A 26,273-nucleotide genomic window follows, 5' to 3' on the forward strand; every position below is an offset into this window, starting at 1 on the left:
TATGTTATGATACAAGCAATGATAAATAAATTGGAAAGATTAGGAGTGTTTTTTGAATGAAAAAAATGGCTTTAGCAGCTGTAACAGCAGTAAGTGTTTTAACTCTTGGCGCATGCAGTAGCGGCGATAAAGATGTAATCGCCACAACAAAATCAGGAGATGTCACAAAAGGAGAACTCTATACAACTCTTAAGAAACAAGCAGGTGGCGATGCTCTAAACCTACTTGTTCAACAAAAGGTTCTTGCTGACAAATACAAAGTATCCGATAAAGAAATCGATAAGAAATTGGAAGAATATAAAAAGACACTTGGTGAAGATCGTTTAAAACAGCTTCAAGATGAATTCGGTAAAGATTACATCAAAGATCAAGTGAAATATGAGCTGCTGACTCAAAAGGCTGCCAAAGCTAACATCAAAATCACTGATAAAGAAGTAAAAGCGTATTACGATGACCTTAAAGGGAAAATCCGCGCAAGCCACATTTTAGTAGCTGATAAGAAAACAGCTGACGAAGTGGAAAAGAAATTAGATAAAGGTGAAAAATGGGATGCCCTTGTCTCTGAATATTCAACTGATACTGCTTCAGCTGCACAAGGCGGCGATGTAGGCTGGTTCGCAAAAGAAGGCCAAATGGACGAGAACTTCAGTAAGGCTGCTTTCAAACTAAAAGTAAATGAAATCAGTAAGCCAGTAAAATCCCAATTCGGCTACCATATCATTAAAAAGACCGAAGAACGCGGTAAATATGATGACATGAAAGCCGACTTGAAAAAAGAACTGCTTGACCAAAAACAAGCAGACACAAATGAAATCCAAAACACCTTAAACAAATTAGTAAAAGATGCTGATGTGAAAGTAAAAGATAAAGAGCTTGAAAAAACGTTCAAAGAAAAATCTGAACAACCTGCACAAAATCAACAGCCTCAACAGTAATCACAAAAAACCCCTCTGCCATCATCGTGCAGAGGGGTTTTTGTATGACCAGATTAAGCAATCGAATGATCTTCATGTGCCGCAGTATCCTGTGATCTTTTCACCTGCTGATCCTGACGTCTACGCTCTCTTTCCTGTTCCATTCGCTCGATAAAAATTTCTCCTTCCTTTTCAATAAAGGATTGATCAATTTCTTGCTCCTCTTTGGCTGTTGTCATTAATTTATACGCACAGAAAATAATGCCGATGATACAGGCATACACCCACCACGGAAAAAACAACATTTTTTCATCGCCTCCTTTTCTTAAGGACATTCCTCTCTTCCTTTGTGTTACATGCTTATGCGAAAAGAAGACAAGTTATGAAAAAAACGCCCGCATAAACGGACGTTTTGACATGATTATTCGTGATGGAAGGTTGGTTTATAAAACGAACGATTCTCAAGTGCAAAAATACGTTCTGTATATTCTCCTGGTTTCACATGCTCAAGCGCACGATCCATCATGTTCATTTTCGCATCTAAATTATCAATATAGTGGAGAATTTCAGCCTCTTTCACCATTGGTGGTTTCGGGCTGCCCCACTCTCCTTTTCCATGATGACTTAGGACTAAGTGCTGTAAAATGAGAATTTCTTCTGAATCAATGCTAAGCTCTTCTGCCGCTTTCGCAATTTCTGTCACCATAATGGAAATGTGGCCAATTAAATTCCCTTCCACTGTATATGTGGTAGAGACTGGACCTGAAAGCTCTTTTACTTTCCCTAAATCATGAAGGATAATGCCTGAATATAAAAGATCACGATCTAGTGATGGATATAGGTCAACAATTGATTTTGCTAAATGCAGCATGGACACAACGTGGTAAGCGAGTCCAGAGACAAATTCGTGATGATTTTTTGTCGCTGCTGGATAATCAGCAAATTCCTGTCCATATTTCTTCAGCAAATGCCTTGTAACACGCTGAATATTAGGGTTTTTCATATCAAAGATATATTGCATAATCGTATCCATCATATCGTGTTTTGGAATAGGAGCTGTTTCGAGAAAATCATCAATTCGAATTTGCTCGTTTTCAGCAACAGGGCGTATATTCCTAAGCTTCAGCTGATTCCTCCCGCGATAATGATGAATGTCGCCTACTACCTTCACGATGGTTTGCGGGCCATAGGTGATTTCATCATTCTGCTTTGCATCCCATAGTTTCGCCTCGATATCTCCACTTTGATCTTGAAGAATGAGCGTTAAAAATGGTTTGCCATTACTTGCAATCCCTTTAGTAGATGATTTAATTAATAAATGCAGGTCAACTTGTTCGCCGACATCATAGGTCATGATCCCTTTAGCCATTCAATAAAAGCTCCTTCCATGTTTCTGCTCATATAAGTATAACATAAGTCATTATTTGTCAATCATTCAACTGCTAAACTCGTAATCTGTCCATCTTCTGCTGCCTGCGCCATATGCTGATGACAGGTAAAATAAAACAGCTGTGTTTCAAAACGCGTGAGTTCATTCATCAACTCCAGCACTCTTCCTAGACGAACATGATCAAAATGAACGAAGCTGTCATCCATCATAAACGGAAGCTGACATTCCTGCTGATGAGACAAGGCGAGTGCAAAACGAATCGCCAGATAGATTTGTTCACATGTTGCCTGTGAAAGCTCCTCTGGGCGGAATATTCGTCCATCCACCCTTTTCACGATCAGCCGGTCATCCTCGGGTGAAAATAAAATGGCTTCATATCGATCATTTGTTAACGGCTGAATAAAGCGGGAAGCTGTTTGCAGCAGTGCTGGCAGCCTTGTTTCTTTATGCTCATTCAATTTTCCTCGAATGACAGAGCGGACAAGCTGAATCGCCGCCCATTTTTTCGCAAGGTGCTTTGCATGCTCCTGCTCTGCTGCAAGCTGATGAGTCAAATCAGACACCGTACCTGAAGCTTCTATTTGGCGGATTTCCACTGCTCGTTCTGCCAGACGTTTTTCCATATTCGACGCATTCAATTGTATATTATTCAGGTGCTGCTTTGCTTCCGCACACTCTTCTTCAAGAAGACGCAATCCTTTGCGAACAATCGATTCTTCCTCATCAAAGCAGCCGCTTCTATGCAGCTCTTGATTCAGCTGCTGCAAATGGGAAAGCCGTTCCCGATATTCTTTCGATAAATGAGAAAGGATTTGGTAATCTTTTTTGGACTCTGTTTCTACTTGACGAAAAAGCGCGTCCATTTGTTTTTCGTAATAGTCAATTTCGCCTTCTAGCGTCGTGATCTGTTGTTTCACATGTTGAATCGATACATCCAATGTTTGACGTTCTTTTTCTCTTTTCGCCTCATCTTTCAATATCTCTTGAAAGGCCAAGATATTCTCTTGAATGGTGCTTTCCTTTCGTTGAAGAAGACTGCTTAACGCTTCCACCCTGTGCTCATAATTGGATTGCTGGCCGGCAAGCTCGTCTATTTCCCGGCTAAGCCCCTCATATTCCGCTGTATCCGTTTTTAATTGCTTCAGAATAAGGAAGGCTTCTACAAGGAAAGAAAGCTCTGAGGACAAGCCCAGCTGTCTTTTCTTTTCCTCTACTTGCTGCTGGACAGGTTCCAGCTCCTTCTCCCAGTCTTCATATTGCCGGATGATCCTTTCGTACAAAAGCTCCTTCTGCCTCACAAGCGTTTCAGCTGAAGCTGCCTGCACTTGGAAGGAATCGAATGTTCCCCCGCCGCTTCCCTGTTTCACCTGTGTCGATTTCAAAAATGGGTAAATAGCAAAGAAGACAAAAACAGAAAATCCCGCAAATAAGAAAGTAATCCACCATTCTGTTAAAAAGAAAAGGACAAGCAGAAATGCAGCATCGAACATCACCATCACAGGGAATAACCACGCCCGGGAATGAACCTGTTTCTCTTTTGTTCTTTTTTCCCCAGTTTCCACTGTACTCGGCGATTTGGCCTGCTGTTCCTTTAATCCTTTTAAAGCGGTTTCCGCTTCTTCCAGCTCATGTCTTGCATGATCAAACCGGTCATCCAGCTGTGCCTTTCTGTCCATTAAACGAACATATTGGCTGACAGCCTCCTTTAATTCCCACTCAAATTCAAGGGAGTCGTCGATCTGATCGAGCTTGACTGAACGCTGCCACTTCAGCTTCGCTGCGGCTTCGTCCATTTTTTGTTTCAATGAATCACGTTCTGCTTTACATTCAGCTAAGCGATTTTTGACACGTTCAGCATGAGAAGTTTCATCAACGACACGCTTCATCTCCAGTAACGTATCCTTGTCATGAACCGGTTGAACTTGTGCCATCGTGGTTTGCAAATGATCTAATTTTTGCTTTAGTGCAGTCATTTGAGCCTTTTTCGGGTGAAGGTGTGATTCTAACTTATCCAATTCATGCTCTGTTTCTGCTTTAAAGCGTTTGACTCGTTCTGGATAACGGGCTAATTCTTTTTTTAACTCCATCTTCTTCTCTATCATGGGATAAAGTCGAATGTATTCAGTTAACTGCTGAATCTGTTCTTCTGTCTGCTTCATTTCATTTTGAAGCGCTGCGATCGTCTCTATGAATTCAGAATGCTCCCGTTTTTTTTCTGTATAGCGGCCTTCTGCCAATCTAGCTTGTTTCAGCTGGCCAGTCAGCTCTTTTAAACGATCAAGTTGCTGGTTTAATTCTGGCTTGCGTCCATTTGGTTTAAACAGCTGCTCCTGCTGCTTAAGCAACCTGCTCTCCATCTTGGAGGCCGCATCTGAGCCAAATAAACTTGAGAAAAGCAGAAATTCACCGATTTGATCTTCGTTTAAGGCTTGGACATTTTGCAGTCCAAACACATCAAATGAGTAGATTGATTGGAATAATCTGCGATCCGTTCCCTTTAAAAGTTCCCGTAGAAATGCTTCGTCTTTCACTTCACCATTCGGTAAAAACACCTGTGCTTGACCGCCTCGATCGGACGATCTCTCAATGTGAATGACACCTAACTCCTCATCTAAGCAAGTGAGGGAGCCGCCATAGAAAGAACCTTGTTTCGACTTGTACATCTTGTTTTTTGAAAAACCAAATAACATCGACTCAATAAACGCCTTCAATGTCGTTTTCCCCGATTCATTCAGGCCGTAAACTAGCTGAAAACCGTCATCAGAAAAGTGAAAGGTTCGATTTGAAAATTTCCCGAAATTCGCTATATGGAGTGAACGTATTTTCATCATACCTCTCCTTTTCTCATAATTGCTTCAGCTGTTCCGTCAGCAGCCTTTGTGCTTCTTCTTTTATATCCACTTCATCCTCTTTTGTGAGCGCTTTTCCTGACTTTCTGTAGGTTGGGTGACGCTTGATCGGTGAAAGCAGCTCTTCATATGACTCAAACTGTGCAATTTCTGTAGTGAGTTCCTTCAAAAAAGAATCCTCTGGATAGATCACTTCCTCATTTGTTCGGCAGTCAATTGACATCACCCAAACGAACACGTCTTCATCTTCCTCCTGCGCATGAAAAACAGTCATCAGCTCCTCGAGGACCTCAAGCTGTGTATGCTCAAAGTAAGAAGGCGCATCACCTATCAATTCAATTCTGACAAAATGAGGAATGCCTTCCTCTTTCAGCTCATTGATTTTTCCTTCCACAAGTGTGACAAGATCGGTCATATGAGCCGTTTCTGTGATGTCTATTACAAGTGTCTCAAATATGATATCTGCACAGCTGATAAAATCCGCTGTGTGAGAATCTTCTGAGAGGTGAATCAAGTAACAGCCTTTTTCTCCCGTTTCTTTCATATGTCTGCCCTGCACATTACCAGGATAAATAATATATGGATCTTCATGCAGAAGGGCTCTTTTATGTATATGTCCGAGCGCCCAATAATCAAAATCTTGCGAAAGGAGCTGCTGAAGCTGAAATGGGGCGTAGGCATCATGGCCTTCTTGCCCGGCTAATGTGCCGTGAAGCATCGCAATGTGATAGGCAGCATCTGTTGTTTTGACATAATGAGATGTCATATTTTCATAGACAGCCCGCTCTTTGTAGCTAAACCCATAAATACTCGCGATAAGCTGATTCCCTCGATAATAGGAGTGCTCACTTGGTTTACTGCTCGAAAAGACATGTACATTCTCAGGCCACTCAATCGGTGTCCATTCACCGCCTAAATGATCATGATTCCCATAAATAATAAAGACTTTAATCCCGTGTGTTTGCAGTCTTAAAAACTGGTTTCTTAAAAAAAGCTGTGCTTTCAGGCTGCGATTGGATTCATCAAATAAATCTCCGCTCAGCAGCACAAAGTCTACTTCTCGCGCAACGGCAAGATCAAACATGTTCTTAGCACTTTGAAATGTACTTTCTTTGAGCCGCTTAAATATAGAATTAGGTATAGTCGACATTCCTGCAAATGGACTGTCTAAATGTAAATCTGCGGCATGAATAAAGGTGAGCTTAGTCAAACGTCTATCTCCTTGTCCGATACTGTCATTGTCCATATTTTATCATGCCATTTTTACGAATGCACGTTCTATCACTCTCATTCTACAAAACACATTTTTAAGGGCTAAAAAAGAGGTTTTGTCTTATTCCATGTATAATTACTTTAAAAACAGAGGAAAGGAAGATGAGGATTGGAGAAGACATACTTTTTAACCGTATTTGACCGGTCGGGTGAGACTTTATTAAATGAAAAAATCACAGCGGATAGTGACGAGAAGGCAAAGGAATTAGGGCGTCATCGCTTAATGGAACAGCAATACACAAAGCATTCCCATCGACTCGTTAATCAAGCAGGCAAGCTGCTTTTATTTGAACGTTAAAAAAGCCGGCTTTCGCCGGCCTTATGTTCATCTATGCTTTTTGAAAGACAGGTCGTCTTTTTTCTAAAAAGGCCTGTATACCTTCCTTATGATCATGACTTTTTCTCAGTCTTGCCTGTGCTGCTCTCTCTTTTTGAAGAACTGCTAAGAGCTTTGATTCTGACTGCTGGAAATAGATCATCTTTGTTTCAATAAAGGCTTGAAGCGGCATGTTCATAAACGGCTTCACACACACTTTTTGGTACGTATCGACCTCATCCTGAAACACCCCGTCTGCAAGGCCCAGATTTAACGCTTCTTCAGCCGGCAGCTTTTGTCCGCTCCAAATCAATTGTTTAGCGGTTTGCTCACTGAGTCTTTTTGTGAGGAAAAAATGCCCCCCGCCATCTGGAATTAATCCTACTCCATTAAAATTCATGGCGAGTTTTGCATCCTGATGCATAAACAAGTAGTCGCAGCTTAGGGCAAAGCTAAAAGCAAGGCCTGCCGCTGACCCGTGGACAAGCGCAATCGTCACTTTTTTCATACTAGCTAGTGAAAGTGTAATTCCCTCGATCAAATCCATCACACGATGGAAATCTTCTTCACTTTCCTGCTTAAGCATCATCCCAATATCTCCGCCTGCTGAAAACCCTTTTCCCGCTCCCTTGATGATAACGACTTTAGCACTGCTTTCCTCCGCTGCATCACATGCTTCTTTGAATTCAGCAAACATGTCCACATGAAACGAATTATAAGCTTCAGGCCTATTGAAAACGATTTCAAAAACATCCCCGTCTAACTGACAATTGATATATGTCATCATCCATCCCCCTTTTTGTTTAAAAGCTCATAACTTACTTCCATTTCCATCAAGTAAAACCTTTTTCTATAAACAAAAAATTTCGAGATCAATTGATACTAAAATAAGCATAATCATTGAAACAAGAAATATATTTTTATATAGTAAAATAAGAAAGAAAATAAATTTGAAAGGAGGAGGATGATTGATCAGATGTTCCATCATGATATTGGTTAGCTTCATCGTCATGTTTTCTCCTTTTTCAAATGTCGTTTTTGCGTCACAAGCAGAAGCGAGCACACCTAGCCTTATTTCTCCATCCATCTATGATGAAGAAATCAATGCTGTGAAGACACCATCATTTTCAAAAAAACATGCTTCATCCATTCTGTTGAAGGACAGATTATCAATGGTAGATGCCAAAGCTTTTCTGTCAAAGCCTTCCCCATCAGCTGCATTATCCATTGATCTATGTTTTTTGGAAATGAAGTGTGCGATCCCCGTTATGTATCAATCTAATTACCTCTACTGATTCATTTTATTTCATCCGTATTTACTATACGAAAACACAGCCTATCAAATTCGGAGGGATAAAATGAACATTAAAGAAAATGATCTTCCTGGGATCGGAAAGAAATTTGAAATTGAAACGAGAAATAGAGAAAAGATGACGATTGTGATTCATGATGATGGCAGACGGGAAATTTATCGTTTTGACGATGATGATCCAGATGAAGTGCTATCTACCATTTCACTCGATGATGCTGAATCCCGGCAAATCGCTGCTATTATCGGCGGTATGGTGTATAAACCGCAGGCACTAGAAACCATTGAAATGGCCTTCAACGACTTGATCATTGAATGGTTTAAGGTGGAAAAAGGTGCAAAAGCGGTTGGACATACACTCGGTGATTTAGATGTGAGACAAAATTATGAAGTCACCGTGATTGCGATCATTAAACATACAAATGAAAAATTACTCAACCCTGGTGCCGATTCGATTATTCAAGCAAATGATACGATGGTCATTTCGGGAGAAAGAAAACACTTGAAGCGATTGGTACGTGATTTTCTTTCTAGAGGGGGAGAGTGATGAATGGATCATTTAGTCTTTGAAGTTGGGACGGCGCTTATTCTTATCGCCATCGCCAGCTTAATCGCCAATAAAATTAAATTTTCTATCATCCCATTTCTCATCGTCCTCGGAATGATTGTTGGGCCGCATGCTCCAACTATCGGGATCATTGATTTAAAATTTATCGAAAGCACCGAGATTATTTCGTTTTTTGGAAGAATGGGCGTCCTGTTCCTGCTTTTCTATCTTGGACTTGAGTTCTCTGTCGGAAAGCTCATTAAATCGGGTAAATCCATTGCAGTCGGCGGATCTATTTATATTTTGATCAACTTCAGCTTAGGACTGCTCTACGGTTTTATCACAGGGTTTGGATTCCTTGAGATTCTCATTATGGCAGGGGTGATCACCATTTCATCCAGCGCCATTGTGGCCAAAGTCCTTGTCGATTTGAAACGGACGGCAAATCCTGAAACAGAGTTAATTCTAGGGATTATTATGTTTGAGGATATTTTTCTTGCCGTTTATTTATCCGTCGTATCAGGTCTTGTCCTAGGAGATGCCACTACTGTTGGCGGTGCCTTATTATCGATTTTAATCGCTTTTGGTTATATGATGCTTTTCTTTATCATTGCGCGGAAGCTGCCAAAACTATTAAACAAGTTGTTTGATATCCGTTCGAACGAAGTGTTCATCATTGTGATATTTGCCGCTTTGTTCTTTGTCGCTGGTTTCTCAGAAACGATTCATGTAGCAGAGGCTATTGGGGCTCTCTTACTTGGTCTTGTTTTCTCAGAAACAGAGCACTCTGACCGCATCGAGCATCTCGTGGTTCCGTTTAGAGATTTCTTTGGAGCGATGTTCTTTTTCAGCTTTGGTCTCAGTATCGATCCGTTTACATTGGGTGATGCCCTCTGGCTTGCGATCGGCGCTGTGATTCTTACCTTAATTGGGAACTTCACTGCCGGAATGTTCGCTGGACGTAGAGCTGGATTTTCTCATAAAGCCTCTTCTAATATTGGATTAACCATCGTATCGAGAGGAGAGTTTTCAATCATTGTTGCCGAGCTTGGCATTGCCGGCGGACTTGCTGCTACTTTGAAGCCCTTTGCTGCATTGTATGTCTTAATCCTTGCGATCTTAGGACCGCTCGTAACGAAAGAATCTAAGAAAATCTATCAAATCCTCAACAAAATCTTCAAATGGAAACCTGAAAAACAAAAAGTAAAAAAAGAAACGACGATCTAATGAAAAAGGGCCCTATGCTTGGGCCCTTTTTTATGTGTTATTCAAATTGCTGAAATGCAGTTTCTTGCTTGACTGGCGCTTCCTCGACCCCGCGCATGGTTCGAATGACTTTCTGGTTGCGGTAGACCGATAGTTTCAAATTGGTCGCCGCCGTTCCATGAGAATGATCTAGATTTGTGAATGTAAAGAAATGATTTGAACGTTTGTCTTTAAACACAAGCCTGAAGTCGTCTGTCACTTTAAAATGCTCATCACTTTCCCATTCAATCAAAGGTTCATATGCGTCAAACCATTCAGGAATATTCGGTGTGTACCCTGTAGCCATTACAGCATGATCTACAGTTATGCTTTTTTCTTTCTTCAGCTGCCACTGTTTGAGGTGCAGCTCCAAAGGCTGCTGCTCTCCTATTTGAATCGCTTCAAGCTCGGTCATTGGCTGAATGATCACAGATGGCTCTTCACCTGAAACAGAGCGATGATACAATTCCTGATAAATGCGCGAAAGCGTCGATGCATCGATGCCATTTCTTAATCCTGTCAGCCTAGGCAATGTGTTCATACGTTCTTCATAAGGAAGCGAATGAAAATACTCGACATACTTTGGTGTAAAAAGCTCTTGGCCAAGCTCTGCCGTCTCCAGCTCTCTAAATTCACTAGAACGCGTAAACCACGAAAGCTGCTGGCCTTTCTTTTGATGCTGAAGCAGGTCTAAGAAAATTTCGGCTGCACTCTGCCCTGAACCGATCACCGCCACCGACTCAGCTTCGTGAAGTGATTTCTGCTGATCTAAATAACGGCTGCTATGGGTCACATATGGGTATGCTGCTTCAGGCACATCGACTGGAATCATCGGTTTGCTTCCTGTGCCTAACACGACATGCTTTGCACGATATTCAGAAAGCGAACCATCTTTTAATCGTCTGACTCTCACAAGGTAGCCTTCTTGGCAGTCCGTCACTTCTTCTACCTTCATCCCAAACTGACAGCTGTCTAATTCTCCTGCCACCCATGATAAATACTCATTGAATTCTCTCCGCGGGATATCAAACTGTTCAAATGTATAGAACCGGTGAAGTCTATTTGATTCATGTAAATAGTTTAAAAATGTATACCTGCCCCTTGGATTCGCCATTGTGACAAGGTCTGCTAAAAAGGAAACTTGCAAATCCGTTCCTTTGATCAGCATACCAGGATGCCAAGCAAACTTAGACTCCTGTTCAAAAAAACAGCATGAGACATCCTCATACTCCTCTAACAAAGCGGCCAATCCTAAATTGGCGGGCCCAATCCCAATTCCGATCACATCTATCATATGTACACCTGCTTTAACTTTTTATCACTTATATACCCTTTTACAAATGAAAAAAACACTGCGTCATCGCAGTGTTTAAACGTGAGAAACAAATAATGATTCAAGGAATTGAATTTTCTCTTCTGTATAGTGTTCATAGCGGTCATTATACGATTTTGGATCTTTTGGATTGGCATACTGCGTAATTTTTCCTGATCGTGGATCAATGAATTTACTTGCTGCACCGCATCCAATGCCAATGATCGTCTGTACTTCTTCCATGATAATGATATTATACAAGCTTTCCTGTCCATCTAATGAATACCCGACATTTTCGAGATTCCCCAAAATATTTTTTTGTCTATATAAATAATATGGGTGATAATGATGTGCTTTCGTCCAAGTGACTGCTTCATCCATCATACGTGTGATTTCTTCTCGGTCTGCTACTTGGTATTTCTCCTTATTGCGCGTCATTTCAGATGCTCTTTTAAAGGAAAGTGTATGCACAGTTAAAGATTCAGGCTTGAGTTCCTCAGTCTGCTGCAAGGAGTGCTGGAATTCTTTGAGCCCTTCTCCCGGCAATCCAATGATTAAGTCCATATTGATATTATTCATGCCGTACTGTCTTGATAAATGATACTTTTCAATCGTTTCTTCCACACTATGATGCCGGCCAATAGCCTTTAATGTTTCCTTCTCATACGATTGCGGGTTGATACTAATCCGGTCAATATTGTAGCGGTTTAGCACCTCTAGCTTATCAGGGGAAATCGTATCCGGACGCCCTGCTTCGACAGTTACTTCCCGTATATGCTTCACATCAGGGAACGAGCGATACATTTCTTCATACAGCAAATCCATTTCTTCCGCTGTGATGCTCGTTGGCGTGCCTCCGCCAAAGTAAACGGTCGTCACTTTGATCCCATGTTCTTTTAGCCATTCGCCCAATTTTTGCATTTCATAATGCAGACCAAACAAAAACGTTCCCACTCTACCAGCTTGTCCTTTAATGGCGTAAGCAGGGAACGTACAATAAGCACATTTTGTGGGACAGAAAGGAATGCCAATATAAATACTCACTTCCTGCTGAAGGTCATACAGATCTGGAATGGCTTTAAGCTGACGGTCGACAATCTCCTGCATCAAATTGATTTTTTCATCATGAATCAAGTAATCACGCTTTAATGCCGCATGTGCATCTTCCTTTGACATGCCCTCTCTCAGCATCTTATGAAGCAATTTCGTAGGACGTATTCCTGTGAGAATCCCCCACTTTTGTGTCATTCCCGTGTGCTCCTGAAGCAAGTGTAAATAAACAGACAGCACTGTGTTTTTGATTTGCTTCCAGCGCTCCTTATCGTTCAAGTTCTTTGGGAGATCCCGTGAAAAACGACTGGTGATATCTGACCCATCGATATGGCCAGACGCTTCCACCATGCCATTTTCTTCCTTACAACTAAATTCAATGACCAAACCATCATCAAATTCACTTGTTTCAAATATCACTTCACTATCTTCTTCAAATAAATTGGCTATATTGACAAGCGGGCGATGAAATCGTTCATCTGACAGCCCTTTAATTAAAATTCGCATCATATCACCTTTATCTTCAAACTTGTTTCATTTTACAAAATTCATGTAGGAAAAGCAATGAAGTGAACAGACGAAGGCCCTGTCATTTGTTGATTGACAGAGCCTTCACTGTATTATCGTTTAGTATCGAATTGATGTAAAAATCCTTCTCTTTGCTGCATTCTAAAGTATTCCTTGATCATATAAGCCACACCCTGTTCATCGTGCGAGCGCGTCACCCAATCGGCTTTGCGCTTGACATCATTGGGGGCATTTCCCATAGCAACGCCTAAACCAGCCAATTCAAGCATTGGAATGTCATCTGTTCCATGTCCAATAACGACCGTATCTTCTAAAGTAAAACCGAGTGCAGAGGTTAAGAGAGAAAGTCCCGCTTCTTTCGAAACCCCTTTGCAGACAATATTCATTTTCTCATCACTGATCCTAATAAGATCAATAGATGGGAATGCTTGTTGAATGGTCCTGTGAATCTCAGGCTGAAGCTCCGCTGTCGAATATACTTCAATCACTGGTGTACTGACCGGTTCATCCATCAGCATATCACTTAACGATTCAACAAATTGAACGGGATAGAAAATTGGATCAGACGGATGAATGAGCGTCTTGCTCATCAGCTGAGACTGCGTTTTTTTCCGGTTGCCGATCGAGAATTTTTCATGCAGCAAGCGGACATTACAATCGAAGCTTTCAAGGATTTGCACAAGATTAAATGTCTTTTCTTCCGTTAATTTCTTCACATGAAGCGGCTCATCGAGTTTATCGGCGATAAATGCACCACTATGCGTCACAAGGGTTGATGTTGGAATCTTCAACGCCTTGGCAATTTTTTGAGCAGAACGAAAATGCCGGTTGGTGACAATCGTCACGTAAACCCCTTTTTTCTTTACATATTCCACAGCTTCTTTTGTAGCGGAATGGATTTTACCATTGGAACGGAGTAACGTCCCATCTATATTGAGTGCAAGTAGTTTTTTTGACACTGAGGCATCCCCCTTCTTGATGACTGTACTTACGATGAGGATATGCCCTAGCTTGGTGCTTTAGAACATGCAGTTGAAAGAGCCACAGGTTATGAATGATTCATAAATAAAAAAAGCCTACCCCTAGGCTTTTTTTTATGTATGGTTTGGATGCGTTACAATGGAGTGATGAAGCTCCCCATGATCCCCTTATCTTTCACACACCAAAGCATTGCTTATATCAGATCCCCTTATGATGCTTTGCGTTTCTCCCAGAAGCGCTTCTCTCTCGTTTGGCTCACTGCCATAAATCCCAAGTGAAACGCACCCAATTGTCCCTTGATAGCGCCTTTTTGAAAGCACTTTCAATATAAGTATTATCGCAGAATTTATGTGCTTCGACAACCTTTTTTTAAAAGATATTGAAGAGAAAAGATAAAACAAAAAAGGGCGAATGACATCGCCCTTTCCATTAGTTTTCTTCTGGATTCCCATAAAGCTCTTCAAGTGGCTTCATGATAATTTTATTTAATTCACCGATAAGAACACTCACACGTTGTTCTGCTTCCATCAACTGAGAGATTTTATCATGCTGCTGAACAAGCGCAACTGTTTTTTGAGCTTGCTCCACTTCTTCTTGTGTGATCTCTTGACCAGTCATTTGTTTTTGTTGAAGGTTTACTTGAATGTCACGGAAGTTCTCAAACATTCTTTTAGAGGACTCATCCGCGTTTACCTCATCATAAAGATTTCTTAAAGTTGAATATTCTTCGCTATGACGTAATGCTTTTTCAAGGTCATATGCAACATCGTAAAGATTTACAGACATGTTATGTCTCCTTTCTATCCGTTATCACCGATATGATCGGCGGACACCACTCCACTATAACAAACTATGGCTTTCGTTTCACATATATACAATGAATTCATCAAAATTTCTCTAACTCGTCTTAGAATAGCGCCACAAAAACAGCCTGGATAGCACCAATCATCCCGCCTAAAAGACCGCCTAGAAATGTAATCATCTTCAGCTCCTTATTGGAGATGCTGACTACAAGCTCTTCCATTTTTTCAAGCGGGAAAAGTTCAATTTGTTCACGAATAATATCTTCAAATTGCAGCTTTGCAAGCAGACCCTCTATAGCATTTGAAGCCGCTCCTATCCCCTTATCAATCAACACTGGCACAAAGTGTGTTTTAAGATCATCCGCGACAGCACTGACATATGTTCCAACTGGTTTGTCTAATATCAGCTTTGTAGAGAAATGAGAAAGCAATTGGTTTTTCACACTAAAAATAAGTTCCTTCACATTCCATTTTTCATCAAGCTCATGAAGAGAAAATTGCTTCACCTTGTCCCATTCTTTAACAAGCAAATCTGATAAAAATCTTTTTGTTTCTGCGTTTCTTAAAAACTTGATGATTTCAGGATGTACACGATCAATTAAGCTTGAATTCCCTAGAAACATTTGGACCATACTGCCAAGCATTCCCCGTTCTTTTAAGAAATCATCAATCATATTGCCAAGCCTGGCTTTGCCTTCATCACTTTCAAAATAATGAATGCCTCTCTTTAAAATATAATCTGCTGCATCTGGAATTTTTGATGATATTTTGTTTTCCACTTCTACCGGGAGCAATTCAGATAAAGTTTGCTGGTTATATGTTTCAAGCAGTGAAGCGAGCTTCTGGTCAGACCACTGATGGAGCCATTCATCTGCTTTGATATCAGCCTCTGTAACGCCAAATTTTTCTAGCAAGGAGAATACGGTGATCTCCATATTTGCGCCTTTGTCAATATATCGATGGACTGTACGCAGGATCTCCTGCTTTGACTCCGATGATTCAAATCGTTTTTGAATACCTTCTGGCGTGAGCAAATGCTCCATAACCATGACACCAACCTGCTTGGCTACTTCGTCTCTTCTTTTAGGGATAAGCCCTGGTGTAAATGGAAGCTGTTTTCCGAATAAGTAATATGGCTTATAAGGCCGAAAAAGCATTTTAATTGCAAGATGGTTTGTCGCTGCTCCTATGACTGCGCCGATAACAATCATAAAGATAAACGTTGTGAATATATTCAAAGTCGTCATCTACCTTTCAAACAACACCTGATGTTTATTGTTTTGATCTATACGTATTATAGTTGTTGTCAAGTTCCCAAGCAAATGAAGCATGCAGCGAGACATATGATCAAGCGATCTGTCGTAATGATAAAGGAGCGTAAGCTTTATGTAAAATCATAAAAAAATGTTTTTGTGGTGGTAAAAAAAGAAGTTGAAAAGAAGGTGTTTTTTAATGACTACATTAGGTATTGTAACCCTTTCTGCGCAGTATGAAGAGGCATTTACACGTCAGCTCGCCAAAGCTGCCCCTTCTTATCGTTTAAAGGTTGTTCGATTTACTCCACTTGATTTAAAACCGGCTTCAAATTTGATACAAGGCCAAACATATACGCATGACCAAGGGTTTGCTGACGCACAGTTTCCAATCCCCGACTTGATTTACGACCGATGTCTTTACCGACATGACGCACAATCTAAAAAAGCAAAACCCATCATGGAATGGCTAAAAAAGTATCCAAAAACAGATTTTTTGAATACCGGCATTTCAAATAAAATGGTGCTATTTGAGCAGCTCCGTCTCCTCCCTTCTTTACATCCATATTTACCTGGCTGCTCATTATTAAAAGAGTCCGCAGACCTGATCAATATGGTAAAGGAGAACGGGGCTGGCGGTTATTGCAGAATGCAGCCTCTCTCCCAGCAGCATGCAGCATATACTTACTTCATTTCCTTTGATGGCAAATCAACATTCACCGTTCAGCTAAGTTCCAATCAAATCATTACATTTTCTCGTGCGTCAGAGATTGAGCGCTGGTGCAAAAAATATGCAGGCAGGTATTTCCTTCAATTTTTCAACACGAGTGATCAAAAAGAACTTTTATTCAATGAAATCAGGATTTCTCTTATGAAAGATTCACAAAATCAATGGAAACGCATGGGGATTCACACAAAATCACCTGCAGAAAATATTCTTTTAAGTCATACACAAAAATCACCTCCTGTGATAGGCTTTGAACACTATCTTAATACATTACAGCCACACATTAAGGAGCTCCTTTTAGATGATATTGCATCCATTCAGGCATCAATCCCAGTATATATAGATAAAACCTACTCTCCTTTCTTTGAATTCGCAGTAGACTTACTTCATACAAGTGAAGGCAGGCTATTCATATCAAATGTCAGATCAAAGCCAGGACGGTACGCTTTTTTAAAAGCTTACCCTGAAAAGGAACATCAATTGATTCATACCATTCTTGAACATGCGCAATCGATGAAGTCTCAACCGAAGGAGGTTTCTTATGAACAAAAATCGCTGCATCATCGCCCCACACCTCACAAGTGAAAAAACAATTCATCTTCCCGACCATTATAAACAGAAAGAGTCCATCTATTCTCTTGCTATAGGGTCACGTTTAGTAGATGGCTTCAACATTTCCTATCACCGACATCCAAATAAAATTTTATTATCAAAAGATCTATACAGAGATTTACTGATTCCTTATCAATCAAAAGCTGATGTGATCATCATTGACCATACACTTTTTATAGGGCCGTTGATGGGCATTTTCACTGCAGGTTTTGAGCAAAGCACACAGCCATTAGGAACGAGATCAGAATTTTTTATCAAACTGCTGCATTCTTTCAGACAGCATGCTGGTTTTGCCTATCTTTTTGGGTCACATTCTATTGATTGGGAAAAAGGAATTGTAGAAGGACTGTTGTACCAGCAAGATTCATGGGTTAAAAAACAGCTTCCCCTTCCGTCAGTCATTTATGACCGGCTTCCAAATAGAAAAGCTGCTCAGTCGGCACTCATTCAAGAAACGAAGCGAAAACTCACTCAAGACTATGATATCCCTTGGTTCAACCCTTACTTTTTTAATAAATGGGAGATTCATGAACAACTATTAACAGATGAAAAAACATGGTCCTTTCTCCCACATTCTGTACAATTAGATCCCGTGGACGCTCTAAGTAAAATTGAAACATTTCTCCACCTGCATCAAGTTATATACTTAAAACCGACGAACGGAAGTCATGGAGACGGTATTTATCGGTTAAAAAAGGAAGATCACGGAATCACTGTATGCTCAAATTTTGGCAGGGCTATTCCATATGATTCAATAGATCAGTTTGTTCAAAGGCTGCGAAAAGATCATGCAATTCATGATTTTATTGCACAACAAGGCATTGAGCTTCTTCAAATAGACAATCAACCGATGGATTTCAGAGTTCATACGAATAAAAATAAAGAAGGTGATTGGACAGTCACAGCAGCAGCAGCAAAGGTTTCTGGAGATCATACCATCACGACTCACCAGTTACACGGGGGAACGGTGAAAACACTTTATGCTGTCTTTCCAGAAGAAAAGAAGTGTTTGCAGATTTTACAGCAGCTTTCTCATACTGCCATCATGCTTAGCCAGGTGATAGATAAAAAAATGTCCGGGCATATTGGTGAAATTGGTTTTGACTTAGGCATTGATCAAACAGGTGCAATTTGGATGTTCGAAGCGAATTCTCGCCCTGGCCGAGAGATTTTCCAGCATGTCTCTTTGAAAAAATCAGAATGGCTGATTGGGAAAAGAATCATGGAATACGCATCTTACCTTTCAAAAACGGCCCTCACCACTTCAGATCACGCGAACGTCTACTGACTGCATTTTTGCCACATGTCGTTCTCTTAATTTTATGCTTTTTCTATGCTCTTTTCATAAGATGAGATACAATTAAATCAAGTTCAAGGTTGTTTCCGTGTTGTCGTGTTTGTTTATTGTTTCATCAATAAAAGCAAGGAGGCAATGATGATATGATTTCTCATTTCCAATGGAAACCCCTTTTTAAGAAAGCACAATTGCCAGGCTGGAAAATATCCTTTTTCCACAATGGTGCGCATTATGAAGGCATCTACCACAAAACAGGTGACATTGAATGGGGCTCTCAGCTTCCGCCCCATGAAGTTGAACCAACCTTAAAAGAAGAAATCCACGAATTAATGCTATTCCATGTCTATGATTAAACTGTTTAAGGAGCCCCGCCATGTTAGAAAAATTAAAACTTGTTTACGGAGACCATATCATCAGCACACCTACTCATGACAAACAAATTCTTTGGTATCAAACAGACGAAGGCGAAATATTTGGAGTAGACAAATCGGAGCTTACAGCAAGAGAAACACTTCTTCTCAACTCTTTTCTTACACCAATTGATCTATTTCAAAAAGCGCAGACCGAGGGTGAACAAAGATGGTTCAGCTATCTTTTTGAAAACAAACCACTAACTATCCAACATCCCGTCCGTGTTTATTATTTTCAAATGATCCATCAAGAAGAACAAAGACAGCAAATAAAAGAGGCTGTGAATAACAGCCTCGAACATACTCATTTCTTATGGACAGGCCCTAAAACAGCTATGCTGATTCAACCAAATGCCACATCAGAAAACAGTCAATTAGATCAGTTAAATGATTTGTCTTTGGCTATTACAAGTGATTTTTTAACAGACTCAGTCTTTATACAAGGGCAGCTGCATTTGCCAAATGACCATTTACAGATAAGATTATTAAATGAACAACAGCTCTTTGTATGCCACATGCAGCGAGAAAAGCTTAGATCAGGGGTAGCAACATTTTATCAATGCCTGCCATCGTTCATTTGTTATGATACATCCGCCCTCTCTCATGCTATATCAGATGCTTTTAAAGAAGCGGTCTTTGACCGGGATGTTTACCGCACTCTCATGACCTATATGCAATGTAATTTAAACGCATCCAAGGCAGCAAAGGCGTTATATGTTCACAGAAACAGTCTTCAATATCGAATTGATAAATTTATTGAGCGCACTGGGCTAGATATACGACATTTTCCAGAAGCATCAGCTGCTTATTTGATGATGACTCTACTTGATCTTTCATAAAGAACGAAAGCATGAGCATCCTGCCCAAAAATGAAAATAGGATGTTGTGCACGTTGTCCATTTACAGACTCTTCCTCATTTTATACACTTTATTTACTAGTAAAGCGCTTTCAAAAAAAGAGGGCTGGGGAGGCTGACATCAAATGGCTGAAATGATGCTGAATCAAATTTATAAAGTGTACGATAACAAGGTAACAGCAGTAGACAACTTTAATCTACATATAGAAGATAAAGAATTTATTGTGTTTGTTGGTCCATCTGGCTGCGGAAAGTCAACAACCCTTCGCATGATTGCAGGTCTAGAAGAAATTTCACAAGGAGACTTTCTGTTAGATGGAAAACGGATGAATGATGTAGCACCGAAAGACCGGGATATCGCAATGGTTTTCCAAAACTATGCATTATACCCTCATATGAATGTGTACGATAATATGGCTTTTGGATTAAAGCTTCGGAAGTTTCCGAAAGCAGAGATTGATGAGCGGGTTCGAAATGCCGCTAAAATATTGGGGCTTGAGCAATATTTAGACAGAAAACCAAAAGCACTGTCTGGCGGCCAAAGACAGCGTGTCGCCCTTGGCAGAGCGATTGTACGTGATGCAAAGGTTTTTCTTTTGGATGAGCCGCTTTCTAATTTAGATGCAAAACTCCGTGTTCAGATGCGTGCTGAAATTTCTAAACTTCATCAGCGTCTGCAAACGACATTTATCTATGTGACACATGATCAGACTGAAGCCATGACAATGGCAACCCGCCTTGTTGTGATGAAAGATGGTTTTATTCAGCAGGTTGGAGCGCCGAAAGATGTATATGAAAACCCAGAGAATGTGTTTGTAGGTGGATTTATTGGCTCACCAGCGATGAACTTTTTTACAGGAAAGCTCTCTGACGGCGCCATCGCGGTTGGAAAAACACATATTCGTGTACCAGAAGGAAAAATGAAAGTATTACGCAGTCAAGGCTATATTGGAAAGGATGTCATACTAGGCATCAGACCAGAAGATTTTCACGATGAACCAGTATTTATAGAGGCGTCTGAAGGCACAAAAATTAATGCTGACGTAGAAGTAGCTGAATTGATGGGAGCAGAAACGATGCTTTATTCTTCTATCGATGATCAATCGTTTATTGCACGTGTTGATTCTCGTACCGATGTACAGGCCGGACAGTCTATCCCTCTTGCGATTAATATGAACAAAGCCCATTTCTTTGATTCGGATACGGAGCTGCGCATTCGATCAGCAGAATAAACAGATATAAAAGCAGCGCCATCACTCATAATTGGGTGATGGTTTTTGTATGTTCACACAACATTTACCATGTTCTTTTCTCGTATGTTTTTTTCGGAAACAACCATAATACTTAGTACAAAGCAGTTACTGCATTGGGTTTCGCCAAGTGGCAAATGACTTGATCATTTCGCTGGTGCGATTCCAGCAAACCCAACCAAAAAAATAAATCATATACAAAAAGGAGAATCACATCATGGCAAATTCTAATAGTTCAAACCAATTACTAGTTCCTGGAGCAGAGCAAGCGATCGATCAAATGAAATACGAAATCGCTTCTGAATTTGGTGTAAACCTTGGAGCAGAAACAACATCTCGTGCTAACGGTTCAGTTGGTGGAGAAATTACAAAACGTCTTGTGTCTTTCGCTCAACAAAACCTTGGCGGAACAAAAGCTTAATTTCATATTTGGATCATAGAAGGCACCTCTTATGGTGTCTTCTTTTTTTGTTTTTATCCCTCACCAAACTCCTTTCAGCTCATATCATGTAATAGAAAGGAGCGGATCTTCATGGACATTATTTCCGGTATGAACTTTGAACTTTTACAATTTGTAGGGATCTCTCTATTATGTGAATATGCTCATAGTATTCGGTCCTTTCATCTTTATAAAAAAAGCATCACATAAAAGTTGTACCATTTTGGGTTCTTTTCACTTATAGTATGTAGTGGAGGGATCGAACAGATGAAAATAGCTCTTTTCGGTGCTCATGGACGTGTAGGACAAGCATTTCTTCGTTTCGTTCAAGTAGATGATCGTTACATGGTTCGTTCATTGATTCGGACAAACCGAGAAGAAATGCTTGCGGGTATGTTTCAAGTCACCGGCAATTCAAGAAATCGAGAAGATGTGCTTGAGACAATCAAAGGAGCAGATATTGTTGTGAGCTGTCTATCAACAGATGGTGATGATACATTATCTGTTTCAATGGAGCATATCGTACAAGCCATGAAGCAAACAAATACATCAAGAATTATTACAATTGGTACAGCAGGTATTTTAAAAGCAAGGCAGCAGCCGGAGCTTTTCCGTTTTGAAACAAATGAATCAAGGCGGACCACTTCCCGAGCGGCTAAAGAGCATGCGAAAGCGTTTGAAATCCTTCAATCGACTGATCTAGATTGGACCATTATTTGTCCAACCTATTTACCAGATGGAGAAGTGACACGGTCATATCGCTATGAGAAAGATTTTCTCCCTATAGATGGAAAGAAAATTTCAGTTGAAGATACCGCACACTTTTTATATCAGCAGTTAAATTCGAAGGAGTTTGTACATCAACGCGTCGGCATCGCTTATTAATGGTGCAGCCTGTCCAAACAATATAATCAGTAAAAGTCGAGGACAGAATCCTCGACTTTTTCATGCAAATGAAAAGAGCCTCATTCAATTTGAAGAGGCTCTTTTTTCTACTATTCATCAACTGTTTGCAACAGCACCCTTTTGCAGTTCATACATTTGCGCATACAGTCCTTCTTGCTGCATGAGTTGTTCATGACTGCCACGCTCGACGATCTCACCTTTTTCTAACACCAAGATCATATCGGCTTTCTTAATCGTGGATAATCGGTGAGCAATCACAAAAGTCGTTCGTCCTTCTTTAACTACATCAAGCGCCCGCTGAATGATCGCTTCTGTTTCTGTATCAATGTTGGCGGTGGCTTCATCTAAAATTAAAATCGCTGGATCGTACGCTAATGCGCGTGCAAATGAAATCAACTGACGTTCCCCTGAGGAAAGGGTGCTTCCCTTTTCAACGACTGGTTCATCAAAGCCTTGCGGCAGGTGCTTCAACAACTCTGCTGCGCCTACTTGCTTTAATGAGGATTCAATGGTTTCTCTTTTGATCTCTTCATTTCCTAAGCTGACATTGGAGGCAATCGTTCCCGAAAATAAATACGGGTCTTGCAGCACAATGCCCATTTGTTTACGCAGCGTTTGACGCGACTGATCATAAATGCTTTCGCCATCTATGAGAATGTCTCCTTGCTGAATGTCATAAAAGCGCAGCAGCAAGTTCATGATCGAGCTTTTCCCAGAACCAGTATGCCCCACAAGTGCAACCGTTTGACCTTTCTTTGCTTCAAACGTAATGTTCTTTAAGACATTTTTTCCTTCATTATAAGCAAAGGTGACATCTTTGAACTGAACGTGTCCCTCCAGCTTCTTCTGAACTGGTTCTTCCACTTCTGTTCCTGGTTCATCTAATAATCGGAACACCCTTTCCGATGAAACCCTTGCTAATTCCAATCTGGAGAATTGATTCACAATACCTGTAATCGGCTGAAACAATCGATTTAAATAATCGACAAACGCATAGAGCACACCAATGGACACAATGCCTGTCGCACTTAACGATGCACCGCCAAAATACCAAATGAGCGCCACATAGGCTAAATTTCGCAGCAGGTTAACCAAGTTATGTGAAAGAAGTGAATTTAAATGTAGCATCTTTCGCTGATAACGAAAGTGATTGTTGTTCAGCTCATCAAATTCCTCTTTCGTCGCTTTTTCATGACGAAACGCTTGAATAATGGTCATCCCTTGAATAGCTTCATTTAGCTTGGCATTGATTTCACTGATGATCGAACGAATTCGGTGATTGTACACGGATGCAAACTTTCTGTAAGTCATCGACCATAGGAAAATAATCGGGACTGCGACCAAACAAATGAGTGCCAGCTTCACATTTAATAAAAACATGGCAATGTAAATCCCAATCATGTAAATGGCACTCGTCACAAAATTAGCAAGGACTGTGACATATAGGTCACGAATGGTTTCCGTGTCATTGGTGATTCTCGCGACAACCTTTCCAGCCGGTAAATTATCAAAATATCGGATCGGCAGCGTTTGGATGTGCTCAAAGACGTCTACCCTCATTTTTTGAATAATTCGATTTGCAATCCTCTGGAGCAAGTAATGCTGCCCATACTGAAAGAAAATCGCAACGATGAGCAGCCCTAGATAAAATAGAACAAGCTGCACCAAACCACTGATTTCTGGCTGATAAAAAGCAAAAATCTCTTCTTTTGATAAACGCTGTACCTCGTAGGTCTCACGCTCGTTCCCATTTTCAATGGTGAGCTGATCTCCCGATATCTTTCTGTTTCCATCAAAACGAATCGGCTCATTCACAAAATAGTAACCGAACCCGACTTGCACCACATTAATTTGCTTTCCAGATTCCATTCCATTGTTTAATCGATCGCTTCGTATATAGTTATTTCCCTGGTAATAAACGGTTTTGTCTGTCTTTTCATTGACCTCGACATACGGTTTTTCTACACCTAAAATATGATCATCAATCATTTTCTTCCCAATAAAAGGTCCTGTCAGCTCAGCACCAACTGCAATCATCAGAAAGATTAAGGCAACAGACAGTACTTTCTTATATAGGAGTGCGTAGGCAAGAAGTCTTCTTCCTGTTGTCATGTCTCATCCCCTCCTTCCAGCTGATTTGTCAGCTGCTGACGCAAAAATTGCTCTTTGTACCACCCATCCTGCTGGATAAGCTCGTTGTGGGTGCCCTTTTGGACAATACGTCCTTCTTCCATGACAAGAATAAGATCCGCATGTTCAACAGCTGATAGGCGATGAGTCGTAATAAACGTCGTTTTGCCATGACGGTTTTGTCTTAGATTCTCTAAAATAGCGGTTTCTGTTTTTGCATCTACCGCAGACAATGAGTCATCTAGAATTAAAATGTCTGGATCAATTAATAAAGCACGTGCAATGGATATTCGCTGTTTTTGTCCGCCTGACAGCGCCACACCTTTTTCCCCAACCATGGTCTCCAGACCCTCTGGCAGAAGGCGTAAATCCTTTTCAAAGTAAGCATCCTTGATTGCTTGTGCTAACTCATCTTGTTTCGCATCCCGATGACCAAATCGCATATTCTGTTCCACACTTTTTGAGAAAAGAATATGATCCTGAGGTACGTATCCGATCCATTGAAATAACTGATCTAATTCAATGTCTTGGATTGGAACACCTGATAGCAAGATTTGCCCATCACCTGCCGGGTACTGGCGCAGAAGCTGTTTGACAATAGTCGTTTTTCCGCTTCCCGTTTTGCCTGTAATCCCAATCGTCTGCCCTTTTCGAACGGTAAAGGACACATCAATGAGATTATCTTTAGGTGAAGTTGGATACCTGAATGTCACATGATCAAACTCAATATCTCCAGGCTCTTGTAACGTTTTCGGCTGAGCAGCGTCTGTTACGTCCGGCTTGTAGCTGAGTGTATGATTCAACCGGTCTAACGACGCATTTCCTCTTTGCATAATATTAATCAATTCGCCGATCGCAAACATTGGCCAGATCATCATGCCAAGATAGACGTTAAATGCAACAAGCTCCCCAATGGTTAAATCACTTTGGAATACGAGATAGGCTCCGTAGCCGATTCCGATTAAATAGCTGATTCCTACAAGTAATTTCACTGTCGGTTCAAACAAGGAATCAATGATCGCCACTCGCATGTTTTTTTGGAATACATCATCTGTCATTTCGCGAAAGCGTTCGACATCTTGTTTCTCCTGTACAAAAGACCGAATGACTCGAACGCCTGCCACTGATTCAAGAACACGATCGTTCATATCACCAAATGCATCCTGAGCGACAGTAAAGCGCTCATGGATTTTGCTGCCATAAAACGCAATCAAGAGCGCCATCAGCGGCATAGGGAGAATCGCCATTAAGGTTAATTTCCAGCTAATTGTCAGACCCATCGTAAAGAAGATCATCAGCATATAAGCAGTGGAATCAACCAAGGTCAGAACGCCAAAACCTGTCGTTAAGGCCACAGCATTTAAATCGTTTGTTCCTAATGCCATTAAGTTACCGGTTTTTTTCTTTTCATAAAAGGTCGGTGTCATCTTCAGCAAGTGGCGCATCAGTTTCCCGCGCATCACACGCTCCATGACATTTGCGCCGCCAAATAACTGATACATCCAAAAATATGTAAGTGTATAGACGACGACACCGAGTAAGCAAAAAATGGTCACATAAAACAAAATACTGGATGTTGTAAATTGACCAGAACGAATGTCATCCACTGCCTGGCCAAGGTATCTTGGCGGAAGCATTTCAAGCACATTCACAATGAGCAGAAGCGTAATAGCGATTGTATAACGCCTCCACTCTTGTTTAAAGAACCAGCCTAATTTCGCAAATACTGAAAACATGTTTGTCTCTCCTTTTCAAGCTAGCCGCTTTCTAAATTTTCCTGCAAGTCACCTTGTTTCGTTTTTTGAGTTTTTGTCATTTGTCTTGATTTTGGCATGTTCACATGCTTTCACTCCTCTTCATTTACTTGTTGTTTTCC

The 26,273-nt window shown here is 40.7% G+C and carries 24 protein-coding genes; 12 read left to right on the plus strand and 12 right to left on the minus strand.

Translation table 11 applies throughout. From position 1 onward, the window contains the following. Window positions 1–56 precede the first annotated feature (56 nt). Window positions 57–935, plus strand: coding sequence for a peptidylprolyl isomerase (locus ACP69X_RS09270; protein WP_041089657.1), 879 nt, complete (start codon window positions 57–59; stop codon window positions 933–935). 53 nt (window positions 936–988) lie between these two features. Here the strand turns inward: ACP69X_RS09270 and ACP69X_RS09275 are convergent, their stop codons facing one another. The 4 genes from ACP69X_RS09275 to ACP69X_RS09290 all read right to left on the minus strand — a co-directional run bounded on the left by ACP69X_RS09275 (window position 989) and on the right by ACP69X_RS09290 (window position 6,363). Continuing rightward, window positions 989–1,219 (minus strand): sporulation YhaL family protein, encoded by a 231-nt coding sequence (locus ACP69X_RS09275; protein WP_041089925.1) that lies wholly within the window; start codon window positions 1,217–1,219, stop codon window positions 989–991. A gap of 116 nt (window positions 1,220–1,335) precedes the next feature. Further along, window positions 1,336–2,283 carry a 3'-5' exoribonuclease YhaM gene (gene yhaM, locus ACP69X_RS09280; protein WP_024425447.1) on the minus strand — a complete coding sequence of 316 codons (948 nt, stop codon included), beginning with the start codon at window positions 2,281–2,283 and terminating at the stop codon, window positions 1,336–1,338. A gap of 62 nt (window positions 2,284–2,345) precedes the next feature. Then, on the minus strand, window positions 2,346–5,132 hold the full coding sequence (locus tag ACP69X_RS09285) for an AAA family ATPase (protein ID WP_426052623.1): 2,787 nt from the start codon (window positions 5,130–5,132) through the stop codon (window positions 2,346–2,348). A 16-nt stretch (window positions 5,133–5,148) separates the two neighbouring features. Next, window positions 5,149–6,363, minus strand: a complete 1,215-nt coding sequence (locus ACP69X_RS09290; protein WP_073979230.1) for a metallophosphoesterase family protein — start codon at window positions 6,361–6,363, stop codon at window positions 5,149–5,151. 171 nt (window positions 6,364–6,534) lie between these two features. Here ACP69X_RS09290 and ACP69X_RS09295 point away from each other — a divergent pair, with 171 nt between their 5' ends. Next, window positions 6,535–6,723 carry a YhzD family protein gene (locus ACP69X_RS09295; RefSeq protein WP_047202901.1) on the plus strand — a complete coding sequence of 63 codons (189 nt, stop codon included), beginning with the start codon at window positions 6,535–6,537 and terminating at the stop codon, window positions 6,721–6,723. 31 nt (window positions 6,724–6,754) lie between these two features. Here ACP69X_RS09295 and ACP69X_RS09300 read toward each other — a convergent pair whose 3' ends face one another. Beyond that, window positions 6,755–7,528: an enoyl-CoA hydratase gene (locus ACP69X_RS09300; RefSeq protein ID WP_081378179.1), complete on the minus strand. Its 774-nt coding sequence runs from the start codon at window positions 7,526–7,528 to the stop codon at window positions 6,755–6,757. 181 nt (window positions 7,529–7,709) lie between these two features. On the opposite strand from ACP69X_RS09300, the gene ACP69X_RS09305 reads away from it, so the two are divergent. The 3 genes from ACP69X_RS09305 (at window position 7,710) to ACP69X_RS09315 (ending at window position 9,824) form a co-directional block, all read left to right on the plus strand. Then, window positions 7,710–8,036 (plus strand): potassium:proton antiporter, encoded by a 327-nt coding sequence (locus ACP69X_RS09305; protein WP_231120144.1) that lies wholly within the window; start codon window positions 7,710–7,712, stop codon window positions 8,034–8,036. 63 nt (window positions 8,037–8,099) lie between these two features. Then, the gene (locus tag ACP69X_RS09310) at window positions 8,100–8,597 is read left to right on the plus strand and encodes a cation:proton antiporter regulatory subunit (protein ID WP_024425442.1); all 498 of its coding nucleotides are present in this window, start codon (window positions 8,100–8,102) and stop codon (window positions 8,595–8,597) included. Window positions 8,598–8,600: 3 nt separating this feature from the next. After that, window positions 8,601–9,824, plus strand: a complete 1,224-nt coding sequence (locus ACP69X_RS09315; protein ID WP_073979233.1) for a cation:proton antiporter — start codon at window positions 8,601–8,603, stop codon at window positions 9,822–9,824. A gap of 37 nt (window positions 9,825–9,861) precedes the next feature. Here ACP69X_RS09315 and ACP69X_RS09320 read toward each other — a convergent pair whose 3' ends face one another. The 5 genes from ACP69X_RS09320 to ACP69X_RS09340 all read right to left on the minus strand — a co-directional run bounded on the left by ACP69X_RS09320 (window position 9,862) and on the right by ACP69X_RS09340 (window position 15,754). Beyond that, window positions 9,862–11,136: a lysine N(6)-hydroxylase/L-ornithine N(5)-oxygenase family protein gene (locus ACP69X_RS09320; protein ID WP_073979234.1), complete on the minus strand. Its 1,275-nt coding sequence runs from the start codon at window positions 11,134–11,136 to the stop codon at window positions 9,862–9,864. A gap of 75 nt (window positions 11,137–11,211) precedes the next feature. After that, on the minus strand, window positions 11,212–12,711 hold the full coding sequence (locus ACP69X_RS09325; RefSeq protein ID WP_426052645.1) for a coproporphyrinogen III oxidase: 1,500 nt from the start codon (window positions 12,709–12,711) through the stop codon (window positions 11,212–11,214). Window positions 12,712–12,824: 113 nt separating this feature from the next. After that, window positions 12,825–13,691 (minus strand): Cof-type HAD-IIB family hydrolase, encoded by an 867-nt coding sequence (locus ACP69X_RS09330; RefSeq protein WP_426052624.1) that lies wholly within the window; start codon window positions 13,689–13,691, stop codon window positions 12,825–12,827. A 451-nt stretch (window positions 13,692–14,142) separates the two neighbouring features. Then, a complete protein-coding gene (locus tag ACP69X_RS09335; protein ID WP_024425750.1) occupies window positions 14,143–14,499 on the minus strand; it encodes a YlbF family regulator in 357 nt (118 codons plus the stop codon). A gap of 121 nt (window positions 14,500–14,620) precedes the next feature. Then, a complete protein-coding gene (locus tag ACP69X_RS09340; protein ID WP_426052625.1) occupies window positions 14,621–15,754 on the minus strand; it encodes a DUF445 domain-containing protein in 1,134 nt (377 codons plus the stop codon). Between the two features lie 214 nt (window positions 15,755–15,968). On the opposite strand from ACP69X_RS09340, the gene ACP69X_RS09345 reads away from it, so the two are divergent. From ACP69X_RS09345 to ACP69X_RS09375, 7 genes are all read left to right on the plus strand, one after another. Beyond that, window positions 15,969–17,081 (plus strand): YheC/YheD family protein, encoded by a 1,113-nt coding sequence (locus tag ACP69X_RS09345; RefSeq protein ID WP_426052626.1) that lies wholly within the window; start codon window positions 15,969–15,971, stop codon window positions 17,079–17,081. Next, the gene (locus ACP69X_RS09350) at window positions 17,038–18,396 is read left to right on the plus strand and encodes a YheC/YheD family protein (protein ID WP_073979238.1); all 1,359 of its coding nucleotides are present in this window, start codon (window positions 17,038–17,040) and stop codon (window positions 18,394–18,396) included. Before ACP69X_RS09345 ends, ACP69X_RS09350 begins: the two co-directional genes overlap by 44 nt. A 152-nt stretch (window positions 18,397–18,548) precedes the next feature. After that, the gene (locus ACP69X_RS09355; RefSeq protein ID WP_003211787.1) at window positions 18,549–18,758 is read left to right on the plus strand and encodes a YheE family protein; all 210 of its coding nucleotides are present in this window, start codon (window positions 18,549–18,551) and stop codon (window positions 18,756–18,758) included. Between the two features lie 20 nt (window positions 18,759–18,778). Then, window positions 18,779–19,654 (plus strand): helix-turn-helix domain-containing protein, encoded by an 876-nt coding sequence (locus ACP69X_RS09360; protein WP_426052627.1) that lies wholly within the window; start codon window positions 18,779–18,781, stop codon window positions 19,652–19,654. Between the two features lie 143 nt (window positions 19,655–19,797). Further along, window positions 19,798–20,904, plus strand: a complete 1,107-nt coding sequence (locus ACP69X_RS09365) for an ABC transporter ATP-binding protein (protein ID WP_073979240.1) — start codon at window positions 19,798–19,800, stop codon at window positions 20,902–20,904. 235 nt (window positions 20,905–21,139) lie between these two features. Further along, window positions 21,140–21,343 (plus strand): alpha/beta-type small acid-soluble spore protein, encoded by a 204-nt coding sequence (locus ACP69X_RS09370; RefSeq protein ID WP_024425744.1) that lies wholly within the window; start codon window positions 21,140–21,142, stop codon window positions 21,341–21,343. Window positions 21,344–21,628: 285 nt separating this feature from the next. Next, window positions 21,629–22,246: an NAD(P)-dependent oxidoreductase gene (locus ACP69X_RS09375; protein ID WP_269104025.1), complete on the plus strand. Its 618-nt coding sequence runs from the start codon at window positions 21,629–21,631 to the stop codon at window positions 22,244–22,246. 117 nt (window positions 22,247–22,363) lie between these two features. On the opposite strand, the gene ACP69X_RS09380 is transcribed toward ACP69X_RS09375, so the two are convergent. Continuing rightward, window positions 22,364–24,379: an ABC transporter ATP-binding protein gene (locus ACP69X_RS09380; protein WP_073979241.1), complete on the minus strand. Its 2,016-nt coding sequence runs from the start codon at window positions 24,377–24,379 to the stop codon at window positions 22,364–22,366. Then, complete coding sequence (locus tag ACP69X_RS09385) at window positions 24,376–26,133, minus strand: ABC transporter ATP-binding protein (RefSeq protein WP_426052628.1); 1,758 nt, start codon at window positions 26,131–26,133, stop codon at window positions 24,376–24,378. The genes ACP69X_RS09380 and ACP69X_RS09385 overlap by 4 nt, the downstream gene beginning before the upstream one ends. Between the last annotated feature and the right edge of the window lie 140 nt (window positions 26,134–26,273).

This window comes from Bacillus sp. DC4300-2b2, assembly GCF_049895685.1.
Taxonomy (GTDB): domain Bacteria; phylum Bacillota; class Bacilli; order Bacillales; family Bacillaceae; genus Bacillus; species Bacillus safensis.